The sequence below is a fragment of the Sphingomonas sp. BLCC-B65 genome (assembly GCF_028550675.1).
Lineage (GTDB): Bacteria > Actinomycetota > Actinomycetes > Actinomycetales > Microbacteriaceae > Microbacterium.
The window spans coordinates 2,007,893-2,024,629 of record NZ_JAQQGL010000001.1 but is presented as its reverse complement, the minus strand read 5'-3'; the positions used below and the strand labels follow the sequence as shown (position 1 = coordinate 2,024,629).

At 71.1% G+C, this 16,737-nt stretch carries 21 protein-coding genes; 7 read left to right on the top strand and 14 right to left on the bottom strand.

Translation table 11 applies throughout. From position 1 onward, the window contains the following. Positions 1–233: 233 nt before the first annotated feature. Together PP359_RS09580 and PP359_RS09575 are read left to right on the top strand one after the other, a co-directional pair. Entirely contained in the window at positions 234–725 is a 492-nt protein-coding gene (locus PP359_RS09580) for a manganese efflux pump MntP (protein WP_295818314.1), read from the top strand. Positions 726–783: 58 nt separating this feature from the next. Beyond that, entirely contained in the window at positions 784–1,017 is a 234-nt protein-coding gene (locus PP359_RS09575; protein ID WP_036321353.1) for a hypothetical protein, read from the top strand. Between the two features lie 31 nt (positions 1,018–1,048). Here PP359_RS09575 and PP359_RS09570 read toward each other — a convergent pair whose 3' ends face one another. The 5 genes from PP359_RS09570 to PP359_RS09550 form a co-directional block, all read right to left on the bottom strand. Beyond that, positions 1,049–1,675 carry a MarC family protein gene (locus tag PP359_RS09570; protein WP_112932047.1) on the bottom strand — a complete coding sequence of 209 codons (627 nt, stop codon included), beginning with the start codon at positions 1,673–1,675 and terminating at the stop codon, positions 1,049–1,051. 31 nt (positions 1,676–1,706) lie between these two features. Further along, positions 1,707–3,032 (bottom strand): dihydrolipoamide acetyltransferase family protein, encoded by a 1,326-nt coding sequence (locus PP359_RS09565; RefSeq protein ID WP_499250438.1) that lies wholly within the window; start codon positions 3,030–3,032, stop codon positions 1,707–1,709. A gap of 118 nt (positions 3,033–3,150) precedes the next feature. Then, positions 3,151–4,128: an alpha-ketoacid dehydrogenase subunit beta gene (locus tag PP359_RS09560; protein ID WP_294943901.1), complete on the bottom strand. Its 978-nt coding sequence runs from the start codon at positions 4,126–4,128 to the stop codon at positions 3,151–3,153. Beyond that, a complete protein-coding gene (locus PP359_RS09555; RefSeq protein ID WP_499250437.1) occupies positions 4,128–5,255 on the bottom strand; it encodes a thiamine pyrophosphate-dependent dehydrogenase E1 component subunit alpha in 1,128 nt (375 codons plus the stop codon). Before PP359_RS09555 ends, PP359_RS09560 begins: the two co-directional genes overlap by 1 nt. A gap of 93 nt (positions 5,256–5,348) precedes the next feature. Next, a complete protein-coding gene (locus PP359_RS09550) occupies positions 5,349–6,419 on the bottom strand; it encodes a histidinol-phosphate transaminase (RefSeq protein ID WP_499250436.1) in 1,071 nt (356 codons plus the stop codon). A 79-nt stretch (positions 6,420–6,498) separates the two neighbouring features. Between PP359_RS09550 and PP359_RS09545 the strand changes: the two genes are divergently transcribed. Next, on the top strand, positions 6,499–6,900 hold the full coding sequence (locus PP359_RS09545; RefSeq protein ID WP_499250435.1) for a phage holin family protein: 402 nt from the start codon (positions 6,499–6,501) through the stop codon (positions 6,898–6,900). Positions 6,901–6,916: 16 nt separating this feature from the next. Here PP359_RS09545 and PP359_RS09540 read toward each other — a convergent pair whose 3' ends face one another. Together PP359_RS09540 and PP359_RS09535 are read right to left on the bottom strand one after the other, a co-directional pair. Further along, on the bottom strand, positions 6,917–8,245 hold the full coding sequence (locus PP359_RS09540) for a hypothetical protein (protein ID WP_499250434.1): 1,329 nt from the start codon (positions 8,243–8,245) through the stop codon (positions 6,917–6,919). Then, complete coding sequence (locus tag PP359_RS09535; protein ID WP_499250433.1) at positions 8,242–8,493, bottom strand: hypothetical protein; 252 nt, start codon at positions 8,491–8,493, stop codon at positions 8,242–8,244. Before PP359_RS09535 ends, PP359_RS09540 begins: the two co-directional genes overlap by 4 nt. 127 nt (positions 8,494–8,620) lie before the next feature. On the opposite strand from PP359_RS09535, the gene PP359_RS09530 reads away from it, so the two are divergent. Both PP359_RS09530 and purB read left to right on the top strand, forming a co-directional pair. Then, on the top strand, positions 8,621–9,124 hold the full coding sequence (locus tag PP359_RS09530; RefSeq protein WP_036321343.1) for a low molecular weight protein-tyrosine-phosphatase: 504 nt from the start codon (positions 8,621–8,623) through the stop codon (positions 9,122–9,124). Between the two features lie 10 nt (positions 9,125–9,134). Then, complete coding sequence (purB, locus tag PP359_RS09525; RefSeq protein WP_499250432.1) at positions 9,135–10,571, top strand: adenylosuccinate lyase; 1,437 nt, start codon at positions 9,135–9,137, stop codon at positions 10,569–10,571. Between the two features lie 15 nt (positions 10,572–10,586). Here purB and PP359_RS09520 read toward each other — a convergent pair whose 3' ends face one another. From PP359_RS09520 to PP359_RS09495, 6 genes are all read right to left on the bottom strand, one after another. Beyond that, positions 10,587–10,922, bottom strand: a complete 336-nt coding sequence (locus PP359_RS09520; protein ID WP_036321323.1) for a hypothetical protein — start codon at positions 10,920–10,922, stop codon at positions 10,587–10,589. After that, on the bottom strand, positions 10,919–11,611 hold the full coding sequence (locus PP359_RS09515) for a hypothetical protein (protein ID WP_499250431.1): 693 nt from the start codon (positions 11,609–11,611) through the stop codon (positions 10,919–10,921). Before PP359_RS09515 ends, PP359_RS09520 begins: the two co-directional genes overlap by 4 nt. Positions 11,612–11,710: 99 nt before the next feature. Continuing rightward, positions 11,711–12,148, bottom strand: a complete 438-nt coding sequence (locus PP359_RS09510; protein ID WP_039413814.1) for a hypothetical protein — start codon at positions 12,146–12,148, stop codon at positions 11,711–11,713. A 12-nt stretch (positions 12,149–12,160) separates the two neighbouring features. Next, a complete protein-coding gene (locus PP359_RS09505; RefSeq protein ID WP_499250430.1) occupies positions 12,161–12,571 on the bottom strand; it encodes a VOC family protein in 411 nt (136 codons plus the stop codon). 5 nt (positions 12,572–12,576) lie between these two features. Beyond that, a complete protein-coding gene (locus PP359_RS09500; RefSeq protein WP_378792723.1) occupies positions 12,577–13,014 on the bottom strand; it encodes a helix-turn-helix transcriptional regulator in 438 nt (145 codons plus the stop codon). Next, on the bottom strand, positions 13,011–14,000 hold the full coding sequence (locus PP359_RS09495) for a Gfo/Idh/MocA family protein (protein ID WP_499250429.1): 990 nt from the start codon (positions 13,998–14,000) through the stop codon (positions 13,011–13,013). The genes PP359_RS09500 and PP359_RS09495 overlap by 4 nt, the downstream gene beginning before the upstream one ends. A 67-nt stretch (positions 14,001–14,067) precedes the next feature. Here PP359_RS09495 and PP359_RS09490 point away from each other — a divergent pair, with 67 nt between their 5' ends. Beyond that, a complete protein-coding gene (locus PP359_RS09490; protein ID WP_499250428.1) occupies positions 14,068–14,991 on the top strand; it encodes an NADP-dependent oxidoreductase in 924 nt (307 codons plus the stop codon). Positions 14,992–15,016: 25 nt separating this feature from the next. Here the strand turns inward: PP359_RS09490 and PP359_RS09485 are convergent, their stop codons facing one another. Continuing rightward, entirely contained in the window at positions 15,017–15,385 is a 369-nt protein-coding gene (locus PP359_RS09485; RefSeq protein WP_499250427.1) for a sterol carrier family protein, read from the bottom strand. 54 nt (positions 15,386–15,439) lie between these two features. On the opposite strand from PP359_RS09485, the gene purD reads away from it, so the two are divergent. Continuing rightward, positions 15,440–16,714 carry a phosphoribosylamine--glycine ligase gene (gene purD, locus PP359_RS09480; protein ID WP_039413798.1) on the top strand — a complete coding sequence of 425 codons (1,275 nt, stop codon included), beginning with the start codon at positions 15,440–15,442 and terminating at the stop codon, positions 16,712–16,714. Positions 16,715–16,737 lie beyond the last annotated feature (23 nt).

Sequence of the window (16,737 nt, the reverse complement as noted above, 5' to 3'; positions counted from 1 at the left end):
ATTCATAGCCTCCGCTTGAAGTCGAGACCGCGCCGCCGACAGGCTGTTCTTCGGTCCTCGCGTCCGACGGCGCTCGCGAACGACCGTGTCACGTTCTCTGCGACCCCTCCGCTGTCGCCTTCGCCTCTCGAGGAGCCGTCATCTCCCCCTGGACTCTGCTGCTGCTCGCGCTCGGCGTCTCCGCCGATGCCTTCGCCGTCGCCCTCGGAAAGGGCCTGCAGCTGCGCGCGCACGTGCTGCGCACGGCGCTCGTGTTCGCGACCGCATTCGGGGTGTCGCAGGCGATCATGCCGCTGCTCGGCTGGCTGCTCGGTTCGACGTTCGCCGACGCGATCGCACCGTGGGACCACTGGATCTCGTTCGGCCTGCTCGCGCTGGTCGGCGGGAAGATGCTGTGGGAGGCGCTGAGCCCCGACGCCCCGGTGGACGCGGAGCACCCCGAGCACGTGCACGACATCGAGGCCTTCAGCGTGCGCGAGGTGGTGCTCCTGTCGGTCGCGACGAGCATCGACGCGCTCGCCGTCGGGGTGTCCTTCGCCTTCTTGAACGTGGACGTCGCGATCGCCGTCACCACGATCGGTCTCGTCACCTTCGCACTGTCGTTTTTCGCCGTCTTCATCGGCTACCGCATCGGCACGCGCTTCCGCCGCCCGGCGGAGATCGTCGGTGGCCTGGTGCTGATCGGGATCGGCACGCAGATCCTCATCGAGCACCTCACCGCCTGACGGCCCCCTCCTTGCCCGCGACGCGGCGAGGACCTACCGTGAACACGAGGAGGGTGTCATGACGCGACTGATCGATCGGTTCCGCACGTGGCGCGCGAACCGCAAGGCGAACCCGTACATTCCGCCGGAGGGCCGCTTCACCGGCAGTGTGCTCACGCAGCTTCCCGGTGTGCGCGGCCCGTCGCTCTGGACGGGCAAGCGCGGTGGCCTCGGCGACGTGCTGCAACCGGCGAACCTGTCGGGCAACTTCCATCCCGTCGTCGACCCCGTCGACGACCCGCGGTCGCGCTGACCCGCGGTCGCGCGGACCAGGCGCCGTCCGCTCAGGCGAGGCCCGGCAGCGCGGCGGTCAGGCCGTGCACGAGGATCTCGGCGCCGATGGCCAGGATGAGAAACCCCATCACGCGGGTGATCGCGCCGACACCGGTCGGACCGAGCTTCTCGGCCAGCGGTGTGCCGTAGCGCAGGAGCACCGCGATCACCGCCGCGATGACGAGGACGGCGAGCACGATCCCGACGCGGTCCAGGATGCCGGGATTGCGCGCCGCGAGTCCCACGATCACGCCGATCGCACCGGGGCCGGCGATGAGCGGCAGCGCCATCGGCGAGAAGCTGATGTCGGTCTTCGTGGCGGCATGCTCCTTCTCGGCATCCGAGGCCCCCGCGCCCAGCGCGCGCGGCACGACCATGCCGAACCCGGAGTGCATCACGACGAGGCCGCCGGCGATCTGCAGCGCGCCCAGCGAGATGCCGAAGAACTGCAGGATCAGGGTTCCGAGCAGCGCGAAGACGGTCAGGATGGCGGCGACGTAGATGCCCGTGAGCCACGACTGCCGGCGCCGGTCGGCCTCGTCGAGGTGGGCGGACAGCCCGGCGTAGGCCGCAACCGCCCCGATCGGGTTCGTGATCGGGACGAGCGCCGCGAGCGCGGCGACGAAGACGGTCAGCATGCCTTCATTGTGTCGCAGCGGATGCCGGGGCTCAGTCCAAAAGCAGCGCCGGCTCCTCCAGGATCGATGCGACATCGGCGATGAAGCGACTCATCCCGTCGCCGTCGATCACGCGGTGGTCGAACGAGCCCGAGACCGTGGTGACGAAGCGGGGACGCACCTCGCCGTCGACGACCCACGGCTTCTGGCGGATCGTGCCCATCGCGACGATGCCCGACTCGCCCGGGTTGATGATCGGGGTGCCGGCATCCATCCCGAAGACGCCGATGTTCGTGATCGTGATCGTGCCGCCCTGCTGGTCGGCCGGGGTGGTCTTTCCCTCTCGGGCCGTCAGTGTCAGCTTCTCGAGGGCCTTGGCGAGCTCACGGAGGTTGAGGTCCTGGGCGTCCTTGATGTTCGGCACCAGCAGGCCCCTCGGCGTCGCCGCGGCGATGCCGAGGTTGACGTAGTTGCGCACCCGGATCTCGGCCGAGCCGTCTTCCTTGTCGATCCACGCGGCGCCGATCAGCGGCGTGCGTCGCACCGCCCAGATCACCGCGCGCGCCATGATCAGCAGCGGCGAGACCTTGATGTCGGCGAAGTCGGGCGAGGCCTTCAGGCGCTTGACGAGCTCCATCGTGCGGGTCGCGTCGACGTCGGTCCACACCGACACGTGCGGCGCGGTGTAGGCGGAGCGCACCATGCCGGATGCCGTGGCCTTGCGCACGCCCTTGACCGGAATCGCCTCTTCACGCTCGCCGACCGGCGGGGCGGGCACGGGCGAGGCCGAGACCGGGATGGTCTGCTCCCGCTCGGCGGGGGCGGCGGGCGTCGCGATGTTGCGGAAGACGCTGGCCTGCTCGGCGTGGCGCACGACGTCGTCGCGGGTGACCTCGCCGGCGGGCCCCGTGGGGGTCACTTCGGCGAGCGTGACGCCCAGATCGCGCGCGAGCTTTCGCACCGGCGGCTTGGCGACGACCCCGACGGACGCCCGCACGGTCTCACCGCGCTCGGCGGGGCGCTTGCGGCGCGAGGTCGCTCCGGCGCCCGTGCCGTAGCCGACCAGCACGGCACCGGCGTCGTCGGATGCCGCGGCCACCTCGGGCTGCGCGGGTGCCGGGGTCTCGGCATCCGCCGCGGCGCCGCCGATCGTGATGATGGGGGCCCCGACCGTCACGGTCTCACCTTCGGGGGCGAGGAGCTCGCCGACGGTGCCGGAGAAGGGCGAGGGCAGCTCGACCAGCGACTTGGCCGTCTCGATCTCGACGAGCACGTCGTTGACCTCGACGGTGTCGCCGGGCGCGACGCGCCACTGGACGATCTCGGCCTCGGTGAGGCCTTCGCCGACGTCCGGCAGGTGGAAGATCTGCTCGCTCATGTCGTTCTCCTTCAGGGCCTGAGTCCGCGAGACACGTGATGCGCACCGAGACACGGGGCTACGACTCGTGTCTCGGTGCGGGGCTGGTGTCTCGCGGTCATGGGCGGGGCGGGGCGGGTCAGTAGGCCAGGGCGCGGTCGACGGCCTCGAGGATGCGGTCGGCATCGGGGAGGTAGGTGCCCTCGAGCTTGGCGGGTGGGAACGGCACGTCGAAGCCCGACACGCGCAGCACCGGCGCCTCCAGGGCGAAGAACGCCCGTTCCATGACGGTCGCGGCCACCTCGGAACCCACCGACGTGAAGCCGGGCGCCTCCTGCGCGTAGACCATGCGGCCCGTGCGGCGCACCGAGTCGAGGATGGGACCGTAGTCGATCGGCGAGAGCGAGCGCAGGTCGATTACCTCGCACGAGGTGCCCTCGCTCTCGGCGAGCGCGGCCGCCTGCAGCAGCGTCGTGACCATCGCGCCGTGGCCGACGAGCGTGACGTCGGTGCCGCGGCGCACGAGCCGCGACGCGTGCAGCGGCAGGGGGCGCTCGGCGGTGTCGACGTCGCCCTTCATCCAGTACTTGGCCTTGGGCTCGAGGAAGATCACCGGGTCGGGCGAGCGGACGGCATCCTGGATCATCCAGTACGCGTCGTTCGCCGTCGACGGAGAGACGACGCGCAGGCCCGCGGTGTGCGTGAAGTACGCCTCGGGGCTCTCCTGATGATGCTCGACCGCCCCGATGTGACCGCCGTACGGGATGCGGATGACGACCGGCATCTGCAGCGCGCCCTCGTGCCGGTTGGTCAGCTTCGCGAGCTGCGTCGTGATCTGGTCGAAGGCGGGGAAGACGAAGCCGTCGAACTGGATCTCGATGATCGGACGGAACCCGGCCATCGCCAGACCGATCGCGGTGCCGACGATGCCCGACTCCGCGAGCGGGGTGTCGAGCACCCGCTGCTCGCCGAACTCGGCCTGCAGGCCCTCGGTCACGCGGAACACGCCGCCGAGGCGGCCGATGTCCTCACCCATGAGCAGGACGTGGTCGTCGGCGGCCATCGCGGCGCGAAGACCCGCGTTGAGCGCCTTCGCCAGGGGCATGGACTCCACCATCAGACTCCTCCGTCCAGCGACGCCTCGTAGTCGGCGAGCCAGCGACGCTGCTCCACCATCAACGGGTGGTCCTCGCTGTAGACGTGCGCGAACATCGACTCGGGCTCGATCGTGCCGAGCGCGTTGGTGCGCACGCGTACGTCGTCGGCGTAGGCCTGCGCCTCGGCATCCACTGCGTCGAAGAAGGATGCCGCCGCGCCCCGCGCCTCGAGGTACGCGCGCATGCGGGCGATCGGATCGCGCCGCGCCCACGACTGCTCCTCGTCGGACGTGCGGTACTTGGTGGGGTCGTCGCTCGTCGTGTGCGCGCCCATGCGGTAGGTCATCGCCTCGATCGCGCGGGGTCCCTCGCCGGCGCGCGCTTCGTCGAGCGCGAGCCGGGAAACGGCGTAACTGGCCAGCACGTCGTTGCCGTCGACGAGGACCGACGGCATGCCGTACCCCGCGCCGCGGCGGTACAGCGGAGCCCGCGACTGGGTGGCGACCGGCACCGAGATCGCCCAGTGGTTGTTCTGCAGGAAGAACACCTGGGGTGTCCGATAGGTGTTGGCGAACACCATCGCCTCGTGCACGTCGCCCTGGCTGGATGCGCCGTCGCCGTAGTAGACCACGACGGCCTCGTCGCGGTTCGGGTCGCCCGTGGCGCATCGCTTGTCGAAGACGAGTCCCATACCGAAGCCGGTCGCGTGCAGCGTCTGCGATCCGAGGACGAGCGTGTAGATGTGCACGTTGCCGTTCTTCGGGTCGGTCGGATCCCAGCCGCCGTGCGTGAGACCGCGCATCACGCGGATGATGTCGATCGGGTCCACGCCGCGGGCGGTGGCCACGACATGCTCGCGATACGACGGGAACAGGTGATCCTGCGGCCGGGCGGCGCGCACCGATCCCACCTGGGCGGCCTCCTGCCCGAGAGACGGCGGCCACAGCGCGAGCTGGCCCTGCCGCTGCAGGTTGGTGGCCTGCCGATCGAAGGCGCGCACGACCACCATGTCGCGGTAGAACGTCTCGAGCTCGGCGTCGGAGAGCGCGTCGATGAGCGGCAGGTAGCGCTCGGCTTCGGGTGTGGGGGCGAACGTCCCGTCCGCCGCCAGAACGCGCACGAGGGCCGGGTCGTCAGGCGGGGTCATGTTCCCACGCTAACGCCCCGCGCATGCGTCCGACTGCATGGGATCGACAACGGGAATCGCGATCCGCCGTGTGCCGAGCACAACGGGCAGGAACTAACGGCGCGCTGCGACGGATGCCGCGACCCGCACGATCGGCTCGATCGCCTCGTGCTCGCCGATGGAGATGCGCACCCCGTCACCGGCGAAGGGGCGCACGATCAGGCCGGCCTCCTCGAACGCCGCCGCGACCTCGAGGGCTCGCGCGCCGGCCGGCAGCCAGACGAAGTTGCCCTGCGCCTCGGGAACGTCCCACCCCGCCGCGCGCAGCCGTGCGGCCAGGTCGTCGCGGTGCGCGGCGAGGGTGCGCACGCGCTCGAGCAGCTCCTCCTCGGCATCCAAGCTGGCCAAGGCCGCTTCCTCGGCGGCGGCCGTCACCGACAGGGGGATGCCGGTGCTGCGCGCGGCCGCCAGGATGCGCGGGTCGCCGACGGCGTAGCCGACGCGCAGGCCGGCGAGACCGTAGGCCTTCGAGAAGGTCCGCAGCACGACGACGTTCGCGTGTCCGGCGGCGATGACGTCGGCGCCGGCCACGGCATCCAGATCGGTGACGAACTCGGCGTACGCCTCATCGAGGATGACGAGGACGTCATTCGGGACGCGGGCGAGGAACGCATCGAAGCCCGCCTGGGTCACCACCGGACCCGTCGGATTGTTCGGGCTGCAGACGATGATCATGCGGGTGCGCTCGGTGACGGCGTCGGCCATCGCGTCGAGGTCGTGACCGCCCGCCGGATCGTTCGGGACGGTGACGGCCGTCGCGCCGGCCACCGTCGCCAGGCTCGGGTAGGCCTCGAACGAACGCCAGGAGAAGAGGATCTCATCGCCCGGTCCGCTCGTGGCCTGGGCGAGCTGGAAGAGGATCGACACCGACCCGGCCGCGATGTGCACCGCGTCGTCACCGACGCCGAAGCGCTCCGCGAGGCGGGCCCGCAGACGCGGTGATGAGGCGTCGGGGTAGCGGTTGACGGCGATCGCCGCCTGCACGGCCGCCACGACGCTCGGCAGCGGGGCGAAGGGGTTCTCGTTGCTGGACAGCTTGAATGCCTCGGCGCCGGCCTGCTTTCCCTGCTTGTAGGCGGGAAGGGCGGCGATCTCGGGGCGGATGCGCACGGGCAGATCGGTCACGCGTCGAGTCTACGAGGGGCGATGCGAGGCCGCCGTGAACCTTTCGAGGGCGGCATCCGCGTGGAAGACTGTGAGCACCATGCGCTTCATCGTCCGCGTCGTCGTCAACGCCTTCGCCATCTGGGTCGTGACCCTCATCCCCGCCCTCCGGGTCGGGGTGACGCCGTTCGCGCCCGGTGAGACCCTGCAGCTCGTGCTGACCCTGCTCGCCGTCGCCGCGATCTTCGCGCTGGTGAACACGATCATCGGCACCGTGATCAAGATCGTCGCGATCCCGCTGTACATCCTCACGCTCGGGCTCATCTCGTTCGTCATCAACGGACTGCTGCTGTGGATCACCGCGTGGGTCACCAGTTCGTGGGGCTGGGGCCTGACCGTCGAGAGCTTCTGGCTCGGCGTCGTTGCCGCCATTCTCATCTCGCTGATCAACTGGGTGTTCGGCATTCTGCTGCGCCCGCAGGAAAAGAAGCGCCGCAACTGACGGTCGCGCCTCCTCGTCAGAGCCCTCCTCCTCCCGAGCGTCGGCGTCGATCCGCCGAGCGGTTCGGTTCGCGGTGGGCGCCGTAGACCGTCGAGGTGACGACGACCGCGCTCGCCAGCGGCGCGAGGCGCTCGCGGAGCACCGCGATGCGCGGATCGGCCGAGGCATCGACCATCGCCGCCGTCTCGCGGTAGGCGTCGAGCTGGTGCACCGAGAACGTCGCGTCACTCCAGCGCGGCATCGGATCGGCCTCGCGTTCGACGACGACGCTGTCGGCGGAGCCCGACACCCCGGGGATGCCGCCCGCCGCCAAGGCAGCGACCGGATCGTCGGTGTGGCGGACGGCGACGGAGAGCACATCGTTGGTCTGGTCGGCCTGGACGGGGCTGCCGAAACTGACCTCGGTCACGACGTCGAAGCGGCCATCGCGCGCCAGGTGCGCCGCGATCATGCCGCCCTGCGAGTGGCTGAACAGATGCACGCGGCTTCCCGCGACCGCCCCGGCCGCCGCCAGTGCGCGCTCCACCGCGACGTACGACGACGACTGCTCGCCGAAGTAGAGCTGGAGGTTGGAGGTCATGTCCCACGGCTCGTCCGGCGCGAACGCCGCGCGGGTGCCCGCGATGTACGCCACGAACTCCCGCTCGCCCGACGCATAGCGGTACTCCTCCACGCGCACCCGTGCATCGTCCAGGCCGTCCGCTCCCGGCATCCGGTCGATGGCGTCGACCAGTCCGCGCGGCGCGGCCGCGGCGCCGGTCGCGACATGCACGCTGATCTCCTCGACGGATGCCGTCTCGGCCCCGGGCCGCAGCGGGGGCGCCGCGGCGGGCACGGTCCCACGATCGGCGCGGCGGACGGCGGCCGTCAGCAGCGTCAGGGCGGGTCCGAGCGGCGCGTAGACACCAAGCAGGAGGGCGCTGGCCCGCATCTGATCCTCGATGTCGCGGTGACGGCCGTCGATCCACTCGGCCGCGAGCCGCCTCGCCGCCGCCGCCACATCCGCCTCGGCCTGCATCCGCGCGGCGGCGAGCCGCATCGCGTCGACGGCGCGGGGGCCGTGGAGCGCGTGAAGCGCCTCCGTCTCGGCGAGGTCGTACGCCTCGGCGAGCACCTCGAGCGTGCGCGACAGCTCGGTCACGATCGACTGCGCCCCCCGCGCCCGCCCGGCGGGATCGGCGACCCAGCGCCCGGCCGCCAGCGATGCGGCGCCGGCGGCCGCGAGGGCGTCTGCGGCCTCGTCGAGATGCGCGGCGATCAGACCGAGGGCGCCGGAGAGCTCTCGCAGGGCGTCGGTGTCGACCGCGATGAGCCCACCGGAGCGGATATCGACGTCATCGCTCATCCGTCCGCCTCGATCAGTGCCCGTTCGGCCGCGTGAGCCAGGTCACGATCCCACTCGTCGATCTCGTCGATCGCCATCGCGCTCAGCCGTGCGCTGGCGTCGAGACGTTCCCGGACCGGCGCTGCCGCCGCTGTCTCCCATTGCGCGTCGACCCCCAGCCCGAGCATCCGCAGATTCGCCGCCGCGAGGAGGTCGCGCGCGTGACGCAGGCCGGCTCGGGCATCGGCAATGTCGGCGAGTCGGTCCACGCGACGATCGTCGCCCCGGGCGACGCAGCCCCGGGCGGTGGGCCCGGCATCCGTGGACCGTCTCGGCGCGCAGCCGGGTGGGGAGGAGGTCTTTCGTGCGGCCGGCGACCTGCACCACAATGGGGAGGTGACTGCCGACGCCGCACCGTTTCGCGTCGTGTTCGTCTGCACCGGCAATATCTGCCGCTCCCCCATGGCCGAGATCGTCTTCCGCGAGATCGCCGAACGCGCCGGCCTCGGCGCACGCGTGGTGTCGACCAGCTCGGGGACGGGCGACTGGCACGTGGGCGAACGCGCCGACAGCCGTACCCTCGAGGCGCTCGCGCGGCGCGGCTACGACGGCGCGCGCCACCGCGCGCGCCAGTTCACCCTCGACGACTTCGAACGCAACGACCTCGTGGTCGCCCTCGACCGTTCGCACGAGCGCATCCTCGCCAGCTGGGCGCGCACGACGACGGATGCCGACAAGCTCGCGCTCCTGCTCTCGTTCGACCCCGAGGCCCACGGCAACCTCGACGTTCCCGACCCGTACTACGCCGGCCCGGAGATGTTCGACGACGTGCTCGGTATGATCGAGAGCGCGAGTCGGGCGCTCTTCCGGCAGCTCGAACCGGCCATCCGTCCGTTGTGAGCCTGTCGTCGTGCGCATCGGCCGCGCGTCGACAGACACCGTGATCGGAGCCCACGTCGTGACCACCGCGAACACCCTCGCCCACCAGCCCCTCAGCCCCCTCGACGGCCGTTACCGCGGCGCCGTCGCCGACCTGTCGGCGTACCTGTCCGAGGCGGGGCTCAACCGCGCGCGCGTCGAGGTCGAGGTCGAGTGGATCATCACGCTCACCGACCGCGGCCTCTTCGGCTCGACGGCGCTGACCGGCGAGCAGAAAGACGCCCTGCGCGAGCTCTACCGGGCGTTCGGCTCGACGGAGATCGAGTGGCTCGCCTCCACCGAGTCGGTGACCCGTCACGACGTGAAGGCCGTCGAGTACCTCGTGCGCGACCGCCTGCAGACGCTGGGCCTGGACGCCGTCGCCGAGCTCACCCACTTCGCGTGCACCAGCGAGGACATCAACTCGGCCTCGTACGCCCTGACGGTCAAGCGCGCCGTCGAGAGTGTCTGGCTGCCGAAGCTGCGCGCCGTGATCGACGCCCTGTCGGCGCTCGCACACCAGCACCGGGATGCCGCGATGCTCTCGCGCACCCACGGCCAGCCCGCCACTCCGTCGACGATGGGCAAGGAGCTCGCCGTCTTCGCCTGGCGACTCGAGCGCGTGGCCGCCCAGATCGCCGACGGCGAGTACCTGGCGAAGTTCTCCGGCGCCACCGGCACGTGGTCGGCCCATCTGGCCGCCGCGCCCGACGTCGACTGGCCCGAGCTCTCCCGCGCGTTCATCGAGGGCCTCGGCATCGACTTCAACGTGCTGACGACGCAGATCGAGTCGCACGACTGGCAGGTGGAGCTGTACGACCGCGTGCGGCACGCCGGCGGCATCCTGCACAACCTCGCGACCGACATCTGGACCTACATCGCGATGGGTTTCTTCGCCCAGATCCCGGTCGCCGGCGCCACCGGCTCGTCGACCATGCCGCACAAGATCAACCCGATCCGCTTCGAGAACGCCGAGGCGAACCTCGAGATCTCGGGAGGTCTGTTCACGACCCTCGCCTCGACCCTCGTCACGAGCCGCATGCAGCGCGACCTCACCGACTCCACGACGCAGCGCAACATCGGCGTCGCGTTCGGCCACTCGCTGCTCGCTCTCGACAACCTGCAGCGCGGGCTCACCGAGATCTCACTGTCGCGCGACGTGCTGCTGGCCGACCTCGACGCCAACTGGGAAGTGCTGGCCGAGGCGATCCAGACCGTGGTGCGCGCGGAGATCGTCGCGGGTCGGTCGCAGATCACCGACCCCTACGCGCTGCTGAAGGAACTCACGCGCGGGCGCCGCGTCGGCGGCGACGAGCTGGCGGAGTTCGTGCGCGGCCTGGACATCGGCGACGACGCCAAGGAGCGCCTGCTGGCCCTCACCCCGGCCGGCTACACCGGCCTCGCGGACGAGCTCGTCGACCGGGTCTGACCGCGTTCGACGGGCTCAGACGCGCGGCGCGGCGCCGTCGTCCGTCGCGTCGGGCGACGCGACGGCATCCGTGTCGTCCATCAGCACACCGTGGTCGATCTCGCCGCCCATCTTGGCCGGGTCGATCGCGAGCATGCACAGGGCGATGATCACCAGGGTCGCGATGAAGGCGACGCCGGCGACGACCAGCGAGACCACGACGACGTGCACGCGCTCATCGCCGGTGAGGTCCTGGAAGAACCCCATCGAGACGAGAGTGACGAGGCCGGAGAACACGGCGGCGGCGAAGGCGAAGCCCAGCAGCTGCACCGGCTTGAGCAGATCACGACGGGTGGGACGCGGTTCGCTCATGCGGATCCTCCTGAACGGGTGCCGTCCTCGGCAGCGGAGCGTCGCGGCGAGAAGCCGGCGATGCCGAGGAAGACGGCGATGATGGCGGCGTAGCCGCCGAAGAGGCCGACACCGATGGTGATGCCGGTGAGAGTGAAGGAACGCCCCGCCTCGGAGATGAAGTACTCCAGGCTGTATGCGGGGTTCACCAGGAGCAGACCGACACCGAGGGCGATGGTGAGCGCGCCCGCGAGCACGCCGTCACGCCCCTCGTCCCTGCGCTCGCTGCGCGGGACGCCGTCCAGTGAGGCAGCGCCGCGGCGCAGTCGAACGCCCCCGATGAGCTCGGCGACACCCGCGATGAGCGCCCACGCGATGACGACGACGAAGAACAGGGCCGTCGAACGCAGCCCCGGGATGCCGGTGGCCATTCCCGCGAGCAGAGTCAGCACTCCGAGCAGGATCGGAACGGAACGGCGCTCGCGCGGGAAGGCGAGCCAGGCGCCGATCAGGAGCACGAGCGCGGTGGCGATCGCCCAGCCGCTGAAGACGGCGAGACCGACGGATGCCGAGTGGTCGGGCGAGAAGGTCACCATCACGGCGGCGAGAGCGGCGAGCAGGGCGCGACCGAGCTGCACATGACGCACGTCGAAGGTGCGGGTCGCTCCGGCACCGTGGGTACGGCTGGGAGCGGGGGCGTCGTCGGACACGTCGGACTCATCGGATCGGGGACGGTGGAACCCCACCAGTCTAGGTCGTCGCCCGCGCCGATCCGGCGCCGACCTTCGCCGGATGCCGGCGGTGCGCGCTCAGCCCACCGAGCGGGCGACGAGCTCCCGCAGCGTCTTTTCCACGGCCGGTGTCACGGCGACGACGGCGAAGGACGTCGCCCACATGTCACCGTCATCCAGCAGCGCATCCTCCTGAAAGCCCACCGTGCCGTATCGGGTGTCGAACTTCGACGCCGGCTGGTAGAAGACGACGACCTTCCCGTCGCGGGCATAGGACGGGAAGCCGTACCACGTCTTCGGCGCGAGCTGGGGCGCTTCCTCGGTGACGACCCGGTGCAGCAGCGTGGCCACCTCGCGGTCGGTGCCGGACAAGGCATCGATCGCCGCGATGCACGCCTCGAACTCCGCAGCGAGCTTGGCGGCGCCCTTCAGCCCCTTCGTGGATCGCAGCTCTTCGGCGCGCTGCGCCATCGCCGCACGCTCATCGGCGCTGAAGCCGCTCTTGGTGTCACTCATGGGTGTCTCCTCTCAGTGGGACTGCTGGATGCGCAGGAGGTTGCCGGCGGGATCGCGCACCGCGGCATCCCGCAGCCCGTAGTCCTGATCGGTCGGGTACTGCACGATGTCGGCGCCCGCCGCCGCCAGGCGGGCGATGTCGCCGTCGAGGTCGTCGGAAGCCAGGTTGACCCCGAAGTAGCTGCCCTTCGCGACGAGCTCTGCGAGCGTCCGCCGTTCGTCGTCGCTGATGTCGCGTCCCACACCGACCGGGTGCAGCACGATCGCGGTGTCGGGCTGGCCGGCGGGGCCGACCGTGATCCATCGCAGGTGCTCGTAGCCCACATCCAGGCGCACCTCGAATCCCAGCATGTCGCGGTAGAACGCGAGCGACGCCTCGGCGTCGACGTGCGGCAGGAAGGAGGAGTGGATGCTGATGCTCATGGGCCTCACGATAGGCCGGTCTCGCGCGGGAGCGCTTCTCGATTCCTGACCGGTCGGGTCAGTCGACGGGCGATGCAGGGGAGCATGCCCACGCGGAAGGGCGCGCCGCGGGTGCGATAGCGTCCCGGAGACACGCCCACCAGCTCGGTGAAGCGTGTGGTGAAGGTACCCAGAGACGGGCAGCCGACGGCGAGCGCGATGTCGGTGACGGCGAGCTGCGTCGTCCGCAGGAGGGTCATGGCGCGTTCGACACGACGCGTCATCAGGTACGAGTAGGGCGTTTCACCGTAGGCCCGCCGGAACTGTCGCGACAGGTGACCCGGCGAGACGTGCACGGCCCGCGCAAGGGTGGGCAGGTCGAGGGGCTGGGCGAAATCGCGGTCCATCATGTCGCGCACGCGTCGCATCCGCACCAGCGTGTCGAGCTCGACCCCGGCGCTCACCGCGCGGCGCGTCCCGATCCGGCGCGCAGCTTCTCGGCATCGGCACGGATCGCCTCGACGGCGCGCAGCACCTCGAGGCTGCGCTGCTGGTCGGCCGACGCGTCGGCGCCTGCGCGGACGAGCTGCGCGAAGCGCGCCACCTCGAAGCGCATGTTGTTGTCGGGCCCGTCGATCTCGATCTCCTCGTGGACACCGGAGAACAGGTCGAGCGTGATCCGGCGCGGCGCCGTGATCTCGTCGATCTCGATCGTGCCGAGCTCGCCCTGGATCTCGTTCGGCCGACGCGAGGCGCCGATCTTGGAGAAGCCGATCTGCACGACGAAGCCGTCGTAGGCGAGCACGGCCGCACCCGCTCCGTCGGCACCGGTCGCGACCGTCGCCGTCGCCCCGACCACCACGCGCGGCGGGCCGAACAGCTCGATGGCGGCGCTGAGCGGATAGACGCCCAGATCGAACAGGGCTCCGCCCGCCAGAGCCGGGTCGAAGATGTTCGGCGTCTCGCCGGCCAGCACGAGGTCGTACCGCGCCGAGCGCTGGCTCTGCCCGAACGACACGAGCCGCACCGTTCCCACCTGTGGCAGCAGGGTACGGAGGCGGGCCATGCCCGGGTCGTAGGCGTTGCGCATGCCCTCGAACACGACGACGCCTCGCGAGCGGGCGGCCTCCACGAGGCGCGCGAACTCGTCGGCCGTCGGCGTCGCCGGCTTCTCGAGGAACACGTGCACGCCCGCCGCGATGGCCGCTTCGGCCTGCGCGGCGTGGGCGCCGTTCGGCGAACCGACGTACACGGCATCCACCTCGCCGGAGGCCAGCAGCGCCTCGAGATCGGTGCTGACGCCGTCGACGCCGAGTCGATCGGCGAACGCGCGTCCGCGCGCTGCGTCGCGGGAGAAGACCACGTCGATGCGGATGCCGGGCGTCTGCGCGACGGCATCCGCGAACTTCTCGGTGATGGTGCTGGTGCCGATCGTGGCGAGTCTGATCACGCCCCCAGAATAGGCGCGGCGCCTGCCTCGAGGAATGGATGGTGTCCGCCGACGGTTGGAACTCAGCATGAAGGCACTCGTCTATTCGGATTTCGGCGGCAACGACCGCTTCGAGCTCACCGACCGTGAGGAGCCCCACGTCGGCCCCGACACCCTGGTGGTGAGGGTCGTCGCGGCCGGGATCAACCCCGTCGACTACAAGATCCGCGAGGGCTACCTGCGCGGCCTCATCGACACCCGCCTTCCGGTCGTGCCCGGCTGGGACGTCGCCGGCATCGTCGAGAAGACGGGTCTGGACACCCCCGAGTTCGCCGTCGGTGACGCGGTGCTCGCCTACGCCCGCGCCGACATCGTCGAGAACGGCTCGGTCGCCGAGTTCATGCCGGTGCCGGTGCGCACCGCGACTCTGAAGCCCGAAGGTCTGTCGTTCGAGGATGCCGCCGCGCTGCCGCTGGCCGGGCTGACGGCGCTGCAGACGCTGGAGCGCGCCGGTGTCGGCGCGGGTCAGACCGTGCTGATCCACGGCGCCGCCGGTGGGGTGGGCTCGTTCGGCGTGCAACTCGCACGCCGGCTCGGGGCTCGTGTCGTCGGCACGGCGTCGGAGCGCAACCACGCGTACCTCCGCGATCTGGGCGCCGAGCCCGTCGTCTACGGCGAGGGCCTCGTCCCCGCTGCCCGCGAGATCGCCCCCGAGGGGTTCGATGTCATCATCGACTTCGTCGGCGGCTCGACGCTCGACTCGACGCCCGATCTGCTCGCCGACGGCGGCGTCGTCGCCTCGATCGCCGATGCCCGCGCACGCACCGAGTTCGGCGGCCACTACGTGTGGGTGCGCCCGAACGCGTCGCAGCTGGGCGCGCTGGCTGAACTCGTCGCGTCGGGTGAGCTGCGCGTCGAGATCGCCGCGACCTATCCGCTCGACGAGGCCGCCGCCGCGTACGCCGCTCTCGAAGAGGGCCACACTCGCGGCAAGATCGTCGTCACCGTCTGATCGCCCCCGCCCCGCGGCGGCGGTCTCACGGCCGTAGCGGCAGAAGGGGCGCGAGGTCGGCCCGGGTTCCGGACGCGAGAATGCGACCGGCGGCGCGGGCCTGGGCCCACGACTCGACACCGGTCGCGAGCGCGATCCAGGTGGTCGCGTCTGTCTCGACGACATTCGGCGGGGTACCGCGGGTGTGCCGCGGGCCCTCGACCACCTGCACCGCGCCGAACGGCGGCACGCGCACCTCGACGGTGTTGCCGGGGGCCTTCTCTGCCAGCAGCTGGAGCAGGTAGCGCACGGCGGTCGCCAGCGCCGTGCGCGGGGGTGTCACGTCGGCATGCGTCGCCGCGGCGACAGCGGCGAGCGCGTCACGACCGTCGGCGGTGGAGATCTTGCGGGCCATGCCTTCACGCTAGCCCGCACCGACGACGCGGCGGGCCGTCGGTAGGCTGGCCGGGTGCGCATTCTCGTCCTCGGTTCCGGTGCCCGCGAGCACGCCATCCTCCTCGCTCTGAAGGGGGAGGACGCGGGGCACGATCTGTTCGCGGCCCCGGGCAACGCGGGCATCGCCGCCGACGCCACGATCGTTGCCGACCTCGATGCGAACAGCCCGGCCGCAGTGACCGAGTACGCCAACGACCACGACATCGACCTCGTGATCATCGGCCCTGAGGCGCCGCTGGTCGCGGGAGTCGCCGACGCCCTGCGGGAGCACGGCGTTCCGGTGTTCGGCCCCGGCAGGGCAGCCGCGCAGCTGGAGGGCTCGAAGGCGTTCGCGAAGCGGATCATGGATGCCGCCCACGTGCCCACGGGCCGGGCGACGCGCGCGACGACCCGCGCAGAGGTCGAAGCCGCCCTCGACGCCTACGGCGCGCCGCACGTCGTGAAGGCCGACGGGCTGGCCGCCGGGAAGGGGGTCGTCGTCACCGACGACCGCGAGGCGGCGCTCGCGCACGCGGACACCTACCTTCCCACCGGCCCCGTGCTGGTGGAGGAGTTCCTCTCCGGGCCGGAGGTGTCGCTCTTCTTCGTCAGCGACGGCGACACTGTGCGGGCGCTCAGCCCCGCACAGGACTTCAAACGCGCCTACGACGGCGACGCGGGTCCGAACACGGGTGGGATGGGCGCCTACTCGCCGCTGCCATGGCTGAGCGACGATTTCGGCAGCGAAGAGGCGTTCGTCGCCGAGGTGACCCGGACGGTCGCCGAACCGGTCATCCGCACGCTGGATGCCGAGGGCACCCCCTTCATCGGTCTGCTCTACGCGGGCCTCATCCTGACCGCCGACGGCATCAAGGTCATCGAGTTCAACGCCCGCTTCGGCGACCCCGAGACGCAGGTCGTGCTCGCGCGTCTGACGAGCCCGCTGTCGCGGCTGCTCATGTCCGCGGCATCCGGAACCCTCGAGGACGAGCCGGCACCGACGTTCGCCGACACGGCCGCGATCACGGTCGTGCTCGCCAGCGAGGGCTACCCCGAGGCGCCGCGGACGGGGCGTGCCATCACGGGACTGGAGGCCGCGGCATCCGTCCCGGGAGTGCACCTCGCCCACGCCGCGACGGCGGTGAGCGGCGACGAGCTGGTGGCGACGGGGGGACGCGTGCTCAATGTCGTGGCGACCGGTTCCTCGTTCGGCGCCGCGCGCGACCAGGCGTATGCCGCTCTCGAACGGATCACCCTGGAGGGCTCGCACTACCGACGCGACATCGCCGCCCGGGTGGCGCTCGACTGACGAGTCGTGTCGTCGTCGGGCCT